The sequence below is a fragment of the Amycolatopsis sp. cg13 genome, from assembly GCF_041346965.1.
Taxonomy (GTDB): Bacteria; Actinomycetota; Actinomycetes; order Mycobacteriales; family Pseudonocardiaceae; genus Amycolatopsis.
Map to the genome: position 1 here is coordinate 2,244,590 of NZ_CP166848.1, position 11,869 is coordinate 2,256,458.

General features: G+C 69.0%; 12 protein-coding genes. 5 read left to right on the top strand and 7 right to left on the bottom strand.

The window, feature by feature from the left end:
* Nucleotides 1–8 precede the first annotated feature (8 nt).
* Genes AB5I40_RS10040 through AB5I40_RS10050 form a run of 3 tightly spaced genes read right to left on the bottom strand, consistent with a single transcriptional unit; the run spans nt 9 to nt 2,381 of the window.
* Complete coding sequence (locus AB5I40_RS10040; protein ID WP_370938178.1) at nt 9–686, bottom strand: aspartate/glutamate racemase family protein; 678 nt, start codon at nt 684–686, stop codon at nt 9–11.
* Nucleotides 683–1,687, bottom strand: a complete 1,005-nt coding sequence (locus AB5I40_RS10045; RefSeq protein WP_370938179.1) for a D-cysteine desulfhydrase — start codon at nt 1,685–1,687, stop codon at nt 683–685. The genes AB5I40_RS10040 and AB5I40_RS10045 overlap by 4 nt, the downstream gene beginning before the upstream one ends.
* A 37-nt stretch (nt 1,688–1,724) precedes the next feature.
* Nucleotides 1,725–2,381 carry an IclR family transcriptional regulator gene (locus tag AB5I40_RS10050; protein WP_370938180.1) on the bottom strand — a complete coding sequence of 219 codons (657 nt, stop codon included), beginning with the start codon at nt 2,379–2,381 and terminating at the stop codon, nt 1,725–1,727.
* A gap of 133 nt (nt 2,382–2,514) precedes the next feature.
* Here AB5I40_RS10050 and AB5I40_RS10055 point away from each other — a divergent pair, with 133 nt between their 5' ends.
* Nucleotides 2,515–4,386 (top strand): FAD-binding monooxygenase, encoded by a 1,872-nt coding sequence (locus tag AB5I40_RS10055; protein WP_370938181.1) that lies wholly within the window; start codon nt 2,515–2,517, stop codon nt 4,384–4,386.
* Nucleotides 4,387–4,438: 52 nt separating this feature from the next.
* Here AB5I40_RS10055 and AB5I40_RS10060 read toward each other — a convergent pair whose 3' ends face one another.
* Both AB5I40_RS10060 and AB5I40_RS10065 read right to left on the bottom strand, forming a co-directional pair.
* On the bottom strand, nt 4,439–5,866 hold the full coding sequence (locus tag AB5I40_RS10060; protein WP_370938182.1) for an alpha/beta hydrolase: 1,428 nt from the start codon (nt 5,864–5,866) through the stop codon (nt 4,439–4,441).
* A gap of 73 nt (nt 5,867–5,939) precedes the next feature.
* Complete coding sequence (locus AB5I40_RS10065) at nt 5,940–7,094, bottom strand: epoxide hydrolase family protein (protein WP_370938183.1); 1,155 nt, start codon at nt 7,092–7,094, stop codon at nt 5,940–5,942.
* Between the two features lie 82 nt (nt 7,095–7,176).
* Here AB5I40_RS10065 and AB5I40_RS10070 point away from each other — a divergent pair, with 82 nt between their 5' ends.
* The 4 genes from AB5I40_RS10070 (at nt 7,177) to AB5I40_RS10085 (ending at nt 10,288) form a co-directional block, all read left to right on the top strand.
* Nucleotides 7,177–7,731 carry an ABATE domain-containing protein gene (locus AB5I40_RS10070; RefSeq protein WP_370938184.1) on the top strand — a complete coding sequence of 185 codons (555 nt, stop codon included), beginning with the start codon at nt 7,177–7,179 and terminating at the stop codon, nt 7,729–7,731.
* A gap of 309 nt (nt 7,732–8,040) precedes the next feature.
* Nucleotides 8,041–8,838, top strand: coding sequence for a helix-turn-helix transcriptional regulator (locus AB5I40_RS10075; RefSeq protein ID WP_370938185.1), 798 nt, complete (start codon nt 8,041–8,043; stop codon nt 8,836–8,838).
* A 32-nt stretch (nt 8,839–8,870) separates the two neighbouring features.
* Nucleotides 8,871–9,986, top strand: coding sequence for a WD40/YVTN/BNR-like repeat-containing protein (locus tag AB5I40_RS10080; protein WP_370938186.1), 1,116 nt, complete (start codon nt 8,871–8,873; stop codon nt 9,984–9,986).
* Entirely contained in the window at nt 9,983–10,288 is a 306-nt protein-coding gene (locus AB5I40_RS10085) for a MoaD/ThiS family protein (protein ID WP_354748083.1), read from the top strand. The genes AB5I40_RS10080 and AB5I40_RS10085 overlap by 4 nt, the downstream gene beginning before the upstream one ends.
* Before the next feature lie 448 nt (nt 10,289–10,736).
* Here the strand turns inward: AB5I40_RS10085 and AB5I40_RS10090 are convergent, their stop codons facing one another.
* Together AB5I40_RS10090 and AB5I40_RS10095 are read right to left on the bottom strand one after the other, a co-directional pair.
* Nucleotides 10,737–11,075 carry a DUF3140 domain-containing protein gene (locus tag AB5I40_RS10090; RefSeq protein ID WP_370938187.1) on the bottom strand — a complete coding sequence of 113 codons (339 nt, stop codon included), beginning with the start codon at nt 11,073–11,075 and terminating at the stop codon, nt 10,737–10,739.
* Between the two features lie 5 nt (nt 11,076–11,080).
* Nucleotides 11,081–11,860 carry a FadR/GntR family transcriptional regulator gene (locus AB5I40_RS10095; protein WP_370938188.1) on the bottom strand — a complete coding sequence of 260 codons (780 nt, stop codon included), beginning with the start codon at nt 11,858–11,860 and terminating at the stop codon, nt 11,081–11,083.
* Between the last annotated feature and the right edge of the window lie 9 nt (nt 11,861–11,869).

Genomic DNA, 11,869 nt, shown 5'->3' on the forward strand with positions numbered 1-11,869 from the left:
GGACTCTGTCAGGCGGGCGGCCGGGCGTCGACCGGTTTTCCGCCGCAGGCGCGGATCACCGCGTCGGCGAGCAGGTCGGTCGGGTCCAGCACCCCGGACGTCTGCCGTGCCACCAAAGGAAGTTCCGTGCAGGCCAGCACCGACAACGCCGCGTCGACGTCCGCGAGCGCCCGATCGAAGTGCGCCGCTCCGCGTGCCAGGTCACCGCGTTTCACCGCCGCCACCGCCGCGTCCACGGCCGTCTGCCCGGCCTCGGACGGCAGCACCCACTCCACCTCAGGCACTCCGCGCTGGTAGAGCCCGGCGGCGATCGTCCCGCGAGTACCGAGCAGCCCGACCGGCCCCGTGCGTCCGGCAAGGAATCCCGCTGTCTCCGCGACCATGTCCACGAACGGCACCCCGCTGCACGCGACCAACCGCGGCAGGAAGAAATGCGCGGTGTGGCACGGAATCGCAATCACAGAAGCGCCGAGATCACGGAGTTTTTCCGCCCCGGCAAGCAAAGCCGGATACGGATCGGTACTCCCGTCCAGTACAGCGGCGACCCGATCCGGCACTGTCGGATCCGCCCAGATCGCCACCCGGAGGTGGTCCTGGTCGTGTTCCGCGGCCGTGCGCGCGACGAGCTTGGCGTAGAACTCCGCGGTCGCCGCCGGACCCATGCCGCCGAGAATGCCCGCGATCACTGGAAAGCCGACCGGTAGCCGAACAGCCCCACCGCACCGCCGGTGTGCACGAACACGACGGTGTCGGTCGCGGCGAACCGGCCTTCCTCGATCTCGCCGAGCAGCCCGGCGAACCCCTTCCCCGAGTACACCGGGTCCAGCAGGATCCCTTCGGTCTCGGCGAGCAGCCGCACCGCGTCCACCATGGACTGCGTCGGCACGCCGTAGCCCTCGCCGACCCAGCGGTCGTCCACCAGCACGTCGTCGCGGGAAACCTCGGTGCCGATCAGCTCCGCGGTCCGGCCGGCCAGCCCGTGCACCGCGTCGATCTGCCGCGCTTCCGGCTGCCGCACGCTGACGCCGAGCACCCGAGCGGGGCTGTGCACCGCGCGCAACCCGGCGACGAGCCCGGCCTGCGTGCCGGTGCTGCCGGTCGCGTGCACGACCCAGTCGACCGGAATCGGCGCGGCGTCCAGCTCCAGCGCGCACTGGACGTACCCGAGCGCACCGATCGGATTCGACCCGCCGCCCGGGATCACGTACGGCCGCCGCCGCTGCGCGCGCAGCTTCTCGGCGACCGTCTCCATCGCCGCTGACATATCAGTTCCGGCCGGTACGCGGTCCACGATCTCCGCGCCGAGCAGTTCGTCGAGCAGCACGTTGCCGGAGTTCTCGTACTCCTCGTCGCGCACCTGACGTTGTTCCAGCAGCAGCTTGCAGCTCAGCCCGGCACGCGCGGCGGCCCCGGCGGTCTGCCGGGCGTGGTTGGACTGCGTCGCGCCCTGGGTGATCAGCGTGTCGGCACCCTGCGCGAGCGCGTCGCCGACGAGGAATTCCAGCTTCCGCGTCTTGTTGCCGCCGGTCGCCAATCCGGTGCAGTCGTCGCGTTTGATCCAGAGGTCCGGAACATCCCGATGGCGTTCGCGCAGCCGCGCGGTGAGCCGTTCCAGCGGTTCGAGCGGGGTCGGGAAGTGTCCGAGCGGGAAGCGGGCGAAGCGCGTCGTCTGTACCACGGACGCCATCGTGCGTCCCGGGCCCGGCCGCTGTCCACCGCGTCCATTACGGATGCAGTTCGGCCCGGATCACCTGCGCCGCCTGCGCCAAGCGTTCGCCGATCGCTGAGATATCAGCCGGACCGGTCAGATACACCACCGCCAGCGCCGCCGGATGCTGCCCGGGCACCGCGAGCGGCACCGCGATCGACGACAGCCCGGGAATCACCTCGTCGTGACTGGTTTCGTACGGCGCTTTCTCCCCGCGCAACTGCTGCAGGATCGCGCGACCCGGTGCGCCGTCGGTGATCGGATGCCGGCTGCCGGGCCGCTGCGCCACCGCAGCCGTCGCCTGTCGCGGCTCGACGCTGGCCAACGTGACGACGGAATCCTCGCCGTCGAGCGTCGCGAGGAACGCCGTCATGCCCAGTTCGTTCGCAAGCACAGTCAGCTCGGGCAACGCCGTCGACTGCAGATCTCGGGAAACGTTGCGCGCCAACGCCGCCAGCCGCGCCCCCAGCTCCAGCTCGCCGTTCGCGCCGCGCACGACCAGGCCGTGGTCCTCCAGCGTGCGCACGATGCGGTAGGTGATCGACCGGTGCAGCCCGAGCCGCGCGGCCAGCTCGCCGATCGACAACGGCGCGTCGGCCTCGGCGAGAACTTCCAGCGCGGTGAGCCCGCGCGACAACGTCTGCGACCCGGCCGCTTGCTTGGCTTCCGTCACGACTCGGTCCTTCCCCGCGGGGTCTTGTGCACCGGAGCGGCCCACCTTAGCATCGATGTACTCAATAATTGAACAACGAGTTCTATTATCGAACACGGTCCCCATGGTGCTTCACAGCGAAGTGAGGAAACTTATGCAGTTCCACCACCACGGCTACGTTTCCGGCGAACCGCGCGTCCTCCCCGCCGCCGGAACCGGGATCGACCGGCCCGCGGAACTGCCGGACGAGGTCGACGTGCTGATCGTGGGCACCGGCCCGGCGGGCATGATCACCGCCGCGCAGCTGTCCCGGTTCCCGAACGTCACCACGCGCATCGTCGAACGCCGCGGCGGACGGCTCGAAGTCGGCCAGGCGGACGGGATCCAGGCGCGCAGCGTCGAAACGTTCCAGGCGTTCGGCTTCGCGAACCGGATCGTCGAAGAGGCGTACCGGATCACCACGATGTCGTTCTGGAAGCCCGATCCCGCCGACCCGGAGCGCATTGTCCGCTCGTCGCGGGTGCCCGACGACCCCACCGGGATCAGCGAATTCCCGCACCTCATCGTGAACCAGGCCCGGGTGCAGGACTATTTCGCCGAGTACATGGCCAACTCGCCGAGCCGGATGACGCCCGATTTCGGCTTGGAATTCCAGTCGCTGACCATTACCGAGGGCGACGAATACCCGGTTTCCGTCACGCTGCGCCATACCGCCGGCCCGCGTGCCGGCGAGGATCGCGTTGTCCGAGCCAAATACGTGGTCGGCTGCGACGGTGCCCGCAGCGCGGTGCGGGAGTCGATCGGCCGGGAACTCGTCGGAGACCAGGCCTTGCACGCGTGGGGCGTGATGGACGTCCTCGCCGTCACCGATTTCCCGGACATCCGGACGAAATGCGCCATCCAGTCCCACGACGGCGGCAACATCCTGCTGATCCCCCGCGAAGGCGGTGCGCTGTTCCGGATGTACGTCGATCTGGGCGAGGTTTCCGAGGACGACCACGGGGCCGTCCGGAAGACGACGATCGAGCAGATCATCGCACGCGCCAACGCGATCATGCGTCCCTACACTGTGGACGTGAAGAATGTGGCCTGGCACAGCGTGTACGAGGTCGGTCATCGTCTCACCGACAAATTCGACGATGTGCCCGTCGGCGAAACCAGGCTGCCCCGCGTCTTCATCACCGGCGACGCCTGCCACACGCACAGCGCGAAAGCCGGACAGGGCATGAACGTCTCGATGCAGGACGGGTTCAACATCGGCTGGAAACTCGGCCACGTGCTGGACGGCCGCGGTCCCGCTTCGCTGCTGGCCACCTACTCCGCGGAACGCCAGCTGATCGCGAAAAACCTCATCGACTTCGACAAGGAATGGTCGACGCTGATGGCGACCCGGCCGGAGGATCTGGCCGATCCGGCGGAGCTGGAAGAGTTCTACGTGAAGACCTTCGAATTCTCGTCCGGTTTCATGACGTGCTACCAGCGTTCGGTGCTCATCGCCTCGCCGGAACACCAGGACCTGGCGACCGGGTTCCCGATCGGCAAACGCTTCAAGTCGGCTCCTGTCATGCGGGTCTGCGACGCGAACCTGGTCCACTTAGGACATCACGCACAGGCGGACGGTCGTTGGCGCATCTACGTTTTCGCCCCGGCCGAGCCTGTTTCGGTTGCCGGATTCGCCGAGTGGCTGGGCAGTTCGCCGGACTCTCCGGTGGTCGCCCACACCCCGGAGGACCTGGACTCCGACGCCTGGTTCGACGTCAAGGTGATCTACCCCGGGCCGTACGAGGACATCGACCTCGGCGAAGTCCCGGAGGTCTTCCTGCCGCGAACTGGCCCCTTCTCGCTGATCGACTACGAAAAGGTTTACGCGGCGGACCCGGCGGACGACATCTTCGCCGCCCGCGGAATCTCACCCGGGGGTGCGGTCGTGGTGGTCCGGCCGGACCAGTACGTCGCGAATGTCCTTTCCCTCGCCGCCACCGCGGAACTGGCCGCGTTCTTCGCGCCTATCTTCGCCGCCGAATAGCCGTGAGGGGAACCCTGAGGGACTCTGATTCCCTCGGGGTTCCCCTCACGGATCAGGAATGCTCAACCGGGCAGAAACGGTCGTGGGCTGGGAAATCTCCGCCGACCAGGTATGCCGTCGCCGTGTCGTTCAGGCACTTGTTCGCGCCAGCACCGTAAGCGACGTGCCCGCCCTGGTCGGCGGTGACCATCCGAGCCCGGGCCCCGAACGCCCATCGCGTGCGCAGCGCCCCGGGCAGCGGCGTGGCCGGGTCGCGAAGGTTCTGCACCATCAGCACGTTCGCCGGTCCGTTGCCGGTGATGCGCACCTTCGGCTCCGCAGGCGCGGGCCAGTACGCGCACGCCCGGATATTGGCGGCATACGCGCCGTACATCGGATAGCGCGCCCGGTCGACCTCGACATTCCGCTGGTAGGTCCGCACCGACGTCGGCCACCGCGAATCCCCGCAGAGCACCCCGAGGTAGCCGACCGGGAAGCTGCCACGGTCCCCCGCCTTTGCCGTTGCCGCGGCGGGAAGCGGCTGATGCGTGTCGAGGAGATGCCAGTACGTGGCCAACTCTTGGAAGCTTCCGTCATTCCGAAGCTCCCCGGACGTGAAGCCGCGGAACGCCGTACCGTCGAACCCGGACTCCGGCTTCGCATCCAGCCGATCGGCCAGCTCGTAGTACTTCGCCGTCACGTCCGCCGGAGTCGCGCCGAGGTGGTATTCCTCGACGTGCTTCGCGGCATACTTCGCGAAGTCGGGAAACCGCAGCTGGAATCCCATGCCCTGCGCTCGCAACGCCTCGACGTCGTATCCCTCGGGCGGCAAACTGCTGTCCAGCACCACTCGATCGCCGCGCTCCGGGAACAATGTCGTGTACACCGCCCCGAGATAGGTGCCGTACGACTCCCCGTAATAGGAAATCTTCGCCTCTCCCAAGGCTTCCCGCACCCGGTCCATGTCCCGCGCCGTGTTGGCGGTAGTGATGAACGGCAGCAGGTCGGCAGTCTCCGAACTGGTGCACTGCTTGGCGATCCGCTCCGCCAGCGCGGCCGATTTCGCCACCTCCGCCGGATTGTGCGGATAAGGCGGGTTGGCCGCGAGCGCCTTGTCAGCGTCGTTCAGCCCGCAGGTCAGCCCGGCGCTGGAGCCGATCCCGCGCGGGTCGAATCCGACGATGTCATAACTGTCCCGCACCGCCTGCGGAAACGGCTGCGCGACCGGGACGCGCAATCCGGACAAGCCCGGACCGCCGGGATTGACCAGCAGCACCCCGCGCCGTTTCTCCGGTTTCGCCGCGGACAGCCGGGACACCGCGATATCGATCTTCCGCCCGTCCGGATGCCGGTAGTCCAGCGGAACGGCCACCGTCGTGCACTGCAGTGGCCCGCCGCCCGGACAGGCGCCCCACCGCAACGGCTCGGCCGACGCGGGGGCCGCCGACACCACCCCCGCCAGTGTCGCTACGGCAAGCGCGACCGGCATGATCTTTCGCATTCGGCTCTCCTCTTCGGATCGGAGTTGCCGATTCACCACACCAGCCGACGACGCACCGGACCCCTGCCATTTGTCACCCCCGCAACACCGCGGCGAGCCCCTCCCGCAGATCCCGGACGAAATACCCCGGCACTTCCAAAGACGGGAAATGCCCGCCCCGTTCCGGCTCCCGCCACCGGACGATCTGGCGGAACCGCTCCCGCGCCCAAGGACGAGGGGTTTTCTCGGTATCGCGGGGATACATGGTGACCGCCGCCGGAACATCCACCCGAAGCTCCGGATCCAGCGAATTGTGGCTCTCGTAATAGATCCGGGCCGCCGACGCACCGGACCGGGTCAGCCAGTACAACGTGACATCGTCGAGCACGCGGTCGCGGGAGATAGTCTCGAAAGGACTGTCCTCAGTGTCCGACCACTCCGCGAACTTGTCCACGAGCCAGGCAAGAAGCCCGACCGGCGAGTCGACGAGCGAGTACCCGATGGTCTGCGGCCTCGTGGCCTGCTGCTTGGCGTACGCCGCACGGTGCCGCCAGAAATGGCGGGTCTCCTCGGTCCACCTGAGTTCGTCCGCCGTCAGCCCCTCCGTCGACAACCCGGGCGGCCCTTCAGCGAACAACGTGTGGACGCCGAGAACATGCTCCGGAAACCGGCCGGCGAGAACCGTGGTGATATTGCCGCCCCAGTCGCCGCCGTGCGCCAAGAATCGGCGATAACCGAGCTTCCCCATCAACTCCACCCACGCGGCGGCGATCTTTTCCGTCCCCCACCCGGTAGTCGTCGGTTTGTCGCTGTAGCCAAAGCCCGGCAGCGACGGAGCCACGACATGAAACGCCGGTGCGCTGGCGTCGTCCGGATCCGCCAATTCGTCCACGACGTCGACGAACTCCGCGATGCTGCCCGGCCACCCGTGCGTCATGATCAGCGGAGTGGCATCCGCACGCGGGGACCGGCGGTGCAGGAAGTGGATTCCCAGGCCGTCAATCGTCGTGCGGAACTGACCGATCCGGTCAAGACGCTCCTCGAAGGCCCGCCAGTCGTACTCGGTGCGCCAGTAGTTCACGAGATCGACCAGATCAGCGAGCGGAAGGCCCTGATCCCATCGGCGCGGGCCGTGCACCGTTTCGGCCTCCGGAAGCCTCGCCGCGGCTAGTCGGGCCCGCAGATCTTCGAGGTCAGCGTCCGTCGCGCGGGCCTCGAACGCCTCTACCTCGCTGGTCAGAGCGGTCATGAGTCCTCCTCGATGAAGTGGAACCGGCTAAGACGGTTCTAGCAGCCGGCCACACTCGAGCGCAACCGGCTAAGCTGGTTCCATGCCTTCCGCGTTCCCTGACTTCCGCCTCGGCACCGTGCTCGCGACGAGCTTCACGGCGACTCTCACCGAACGCTGCGGCGACGCTGTCGAGCGCATTCCCACCCCCGAGCGGCTCGCCGACTGGCTGGCGGTGAGCGGCCTGGCCGTGGAGTCCTGCAGCGCTGACCAGCTCGAACTCGCCAAGGAACTGCGGGAGTCGATTCACGCCGCCGCGACCGCGGCCGCACGCCACGAGGCGCTGCCCGCGTCCGCCGTCCAGGTCATCAACGACCGCAGTGCCCAGGGCCGCGCCGCAGCCGTCCTGACACCTGACGGCGAACGGCGCTGGCAGCTCACCTCTGCCGAAGACGCCCTCGGCGTGATCGCCGCCGACGCGATCAGCATCATCTCCGGCGAACGCGACGGAAAACTGGCCTTGTGCGCCTCGCCGACCTGCCAGGCCGCCTTCTTCGACACCAGCCAGAGCCGCACCCGTCGCTGGTGCGACATGAACACGTGCGGGAACCGGCAGAAGAAGGCGCGTTTCAACGCCAGCCGCGCCGCGGCGAAGTGACCCTCGGAAGGTGAGCAGCCGCGGCGGCCGATCCCGCTGCACACCGGTTTCGCACCGCGGTAAAAGCGAGTAGCCGAATTGCCTCGCTTCGCAGCAACTGGCGGACGGCTGCGTACTCAACTGTCACCCCGGATCGCCCTGGATCCGCGCCCAGCAGCTGCCTCGCTCCGCCGTATCTCACCCACAACTCGCTGCCCGACTGCGTCAAACGTCGACGCCCGGCCCGTCGTCATCGAGCCGCAAACAGCGGACGCCCGGAATTGTCGGTCCCCGGATTTACCATGACGGCACATCCGAGGAGGTGTGCACATGCGGGACGCCGTGCTCGAGGCGGCGAGGTTCCTGGCCGCCGGACGCACCCGGCAGCTCACGCTCGAGGACGTGGCCGACCACGTCCGGTACAGCCCGTTCCACCTGGCGCGCGCGTTCGAGCGGGAGATCGGCCTGCCGCCGGGGAAATTCCTTGCCGCGCAACGCTTCCAGCTCGCCAAGGAATTGCTGCTGGACACCGGCGAGAAGGTGGTCGACATCTGCCACGAGGTCGGGTTCTCCGCGCCGGGCACGTTCACCACGCGCTTCACCGCGGCGGTCGGGGTGAGCCCGCACCGGTTCCGGCAGCTGCCCGGCCTCCTCGCCGAGCACCCGCCGGAACCGGTGCGGGTCGCGGGCCCGGACTGCGCGGGCGGAGCCGTCACCGGCCGCGCGCTGCTGAGCCCGGCGGCGGTCGCCGCGCTCGACGGGGCACCGGCCGTGTACGTCGGGTTGTTCGCCGGGTCGTCGGCGCGCGGCGTCCCGGTCAGCGGCTCGCTGCTCGGGCCCGACCTCGAGTTCACCCTCTTCGACGTGCCTCCAGGCACCTACCGGCTGCTCGCCTGCGCGCTGCCCTCAGCTGGCGATCCGCGCGCGCAGCTCGCGCCGAGCGTGCAGGCGGTCGGGTCGGCCGCGCGCCCGGTGCGGATCCGGGCCGGGCCGGTGCCGCTGCGCCAGGACGTCCGGCTGGAGGTCGCGCCCGCGTGGTCGCCTCCGGTGCTGGTCGCGCTGCCTCCGCTGGCGTCGGAGGGAGCGCAAGAATGGAGAGGCGGCTCCCGGCTGGCGAGGTTAGGTTGAACCAGGTCACAGCCCGTTGTCAGGGAGAAAGCATGCCTGGAGTTCGAGTATTGGTCGGCACGCGCAAGGGCGCGTTCATCCTCACCTCGGACGAGGGACGCACGCGGTGGGAGGTCGACGGCCCGCACTTCGGCGGCTGGGAGGTCTACCACCTCGCCGGCTCGCCCGCGGACCCGGACCGGCTGTACGCGTCGCAGTCCACGTCCTGGTTCGGGCAGCTGATCCAGCGTTCCGACGACGGCGGGAAGACCTGGAACCAGGTCGACCACGAGTTCGTCTACGAGGGCGGGGCGGGCGAGCACCTCTGGTACGACGGAACGCCGAAGCCGTGGGAGTTCACCCGGATCTGGCACCTGGAACCGTCGCTGACCGACCCGGACACGGTGTACGCGGGCGCGCAGGACGCGGCGCTCTACCGCAGCACCGACGGCGGGAAGAGCTGGCGGGAGCTGACCGGGCTGCGCAAGCACACGTCCGGGCCGGGCTGGCAGCCGGGCGCGGGCGGGCTGTGCCTGCACACGATCATCCTCGACCCGCGGAACTCGAAGCGGATGTTCACCGCGATCTCCGCCGCGGGCGCGTTCCGCAGCGACGACAGCGGCGAAACCTGGCAGCCGATCAACCGCGGCCTGCACTCCGAGGGCATCCCGGACCCGGATGCCGAGGTCGGCCATTGCGTGCACCGCATCGCCCTGCACCCGTCGCGGCCCGACGTACTGTTCATGCAGAAGCACTGGGACGTGATGCGCTCGGACGACGCGGGCGACAACTGGCGCGAGATCAGCGGCAACCTGCCGAGCGACTTCGGTTTCCCGATCGCGGTGCACCCGCACGAACCGGAAACCGTGTACGTGGTCCCGATCCGCAGCGATTCCGAGCACTATCCGCCGGAGGGCAAGCTGCGCGTGTACCGCAGCCGCACCGGCGGCGACGAATGGGAACCGCTCACCACCGGCCTGCCGCAGGAAAACTGCTACGTGAACATCCTGCGCGACGCGATGGCCGTCGATTCCCTCGACGAAGCAGGCATCTACTTCGGCACCACCGGCGGCCAGGTCTACGCCTCGAACGACGCGGGCGAAAGCTGGGCCCCGATCGTGCGCGACCTGCCCGCGGTGTGCTCGGTCGAGGTGCAAACCCTGCGATGACCACCGTCGTCCGCGTCAAGCTGCCCACGCACCTGCGCCGCCTGGCGAAGGTCGAGGGGGAGATCCAGCTGCCGGTAGAGGACCCGCCGACGCGGGAAACCCTGCTGGACGCCCTGGAACGCGCGTACCCCCAACTGCGCGGCACGGTCCGCGACACGACCACCGGCAAACGCCGGGCGTTCGTCCGGTTCTTCGCCTGCGAGGAAGACCTGTCGAACACCGCCCCGGACACCGCCCTGCCCGCCCCGGTCCTTTCCGGAGCCGAACCGTTCCTGATCATCGGAGCCATGGCAGGCGGCTGACCACGAACCACCGGCCGAGGGGAAGAACCCCAGGCCTCGGTGCGTCCCGGGGGCGCACCGAGGCCCGGGGCTTACGCCTGCGGGGCCGGATCTTTTCGGGTTCCCTCCTGGCGGGCCGAGTCTTTCAGGCTCCCTCCTGCCGAGCACGCCCAAGCCGAGCCGGGCGCGACGAAATCACTCGCACCAGACTCGTAGGACCCCATGGAACTTTCTCAGCAGTGCGGTGGGCGGCGGGTTCGTTGTGGCGGTGCCGATCAGCGGATGCTGTGCACCGTCTGGCGAGACGGGCTGGGTGGCTCCGTTGCTGCGAAGGTCCGTGAGGGGAACCCTGAGGGAATCAGATTCCCTCAGGGTTCCCCTCACGGACCTCGGCACAGCGTGCCGAGCCCGTCGCGACGAGGGCGAGCCTCGCGCGCTACCGAGGCCGCCCTGGAGAACCCGGCCAGGATCAGTCCCGCACCGGTTTCACCGGGTCATGGCCCAGCGACATCAACCCCTGCCGCCACCCCGCGTCGCCTGCCACCGGTTCCAGGTCGTCCCGGCGCGAGGCGTGCACCCGGTCCACCACGTCGCGCATCACCTCGACATCGCGCTCGTTCACATCCGACCGGCGTTTGCCCAGGATCGACAGCACCTGACGGCCGGTCGCGGGACCCGCCTGGTCCGGCAGCGGCTCCGTCTCCATGCCGGCTTCCCGGGTGCGCAGCCAATCAGCCAGCTCCCGCGAGGTCATGTTCACCACCCGGTGGAATTCCGTCCACAGGTCGTCGTCCACGTGCGCGGCCACCTCGATCACCTCCCGGAGTCGTCGGTAGGCCGGTTACCCGGGCCACCAGACGGCAAACCCGCTAGCTTCGAGTCCACATAGGACCGGCCACGGGCGGCGATTCGTGTCAGGGCGGCACATCCTGGCTCCGGAGCACCCGCGCGGACCGCAGACGCGATCGTCCGGTGGTCGTCCCACGACCGGGAAAGGTCGCCGTGTTCGGTGAGTTCCTCCAGGAGCCGGTCGGCCATCAGGCGGCGCAGCGGGAGGCGGATCGCGAGCATGCTGCGCAGCAGGATCCGGTTATGTGCGGCTTCGGCCAGCGCGACGTGGAATTCCGCATCCGCCTCCAGGAAGCGGTCGCGGTCGGTCAACGCCGCCGCCATCCGGTCGACCAGATCCGTCAAGACCGCCAGCTCAGCGGCGGTTCGACGGCGAGCGGCCAGAGCGATGATGGTCGACTCGATCGCTTCCCTGGCCTCGACCAGCTCGCGATACTCCGCCACGTCCGAAGCGCCCAGCTGCCACGGGACGAACCGCGCCGCCGTGGGTTCCAGTACGAACGTTCCGACGCCCTGGCGCGTCTCGACCCAGCCGCGCGCCTGCAGCGTCCGGACTGCTTCCCGGACGGTCAGCATCGACACCCCGGCCGAGGCCGCGAAGTGCCGCAGCGACGGCAGGGCGGTCCCGGGAGGCCATTCGCCGCCGAGGATTTTGCGGGCCATCTCTTCGACCAGCGAATCCACCACGCTCACCCGCCGCACCCGGGCCAGCTCCGGCGGCGGTCCCCTCCGTCCCGAGGTCATCGCGTCAGC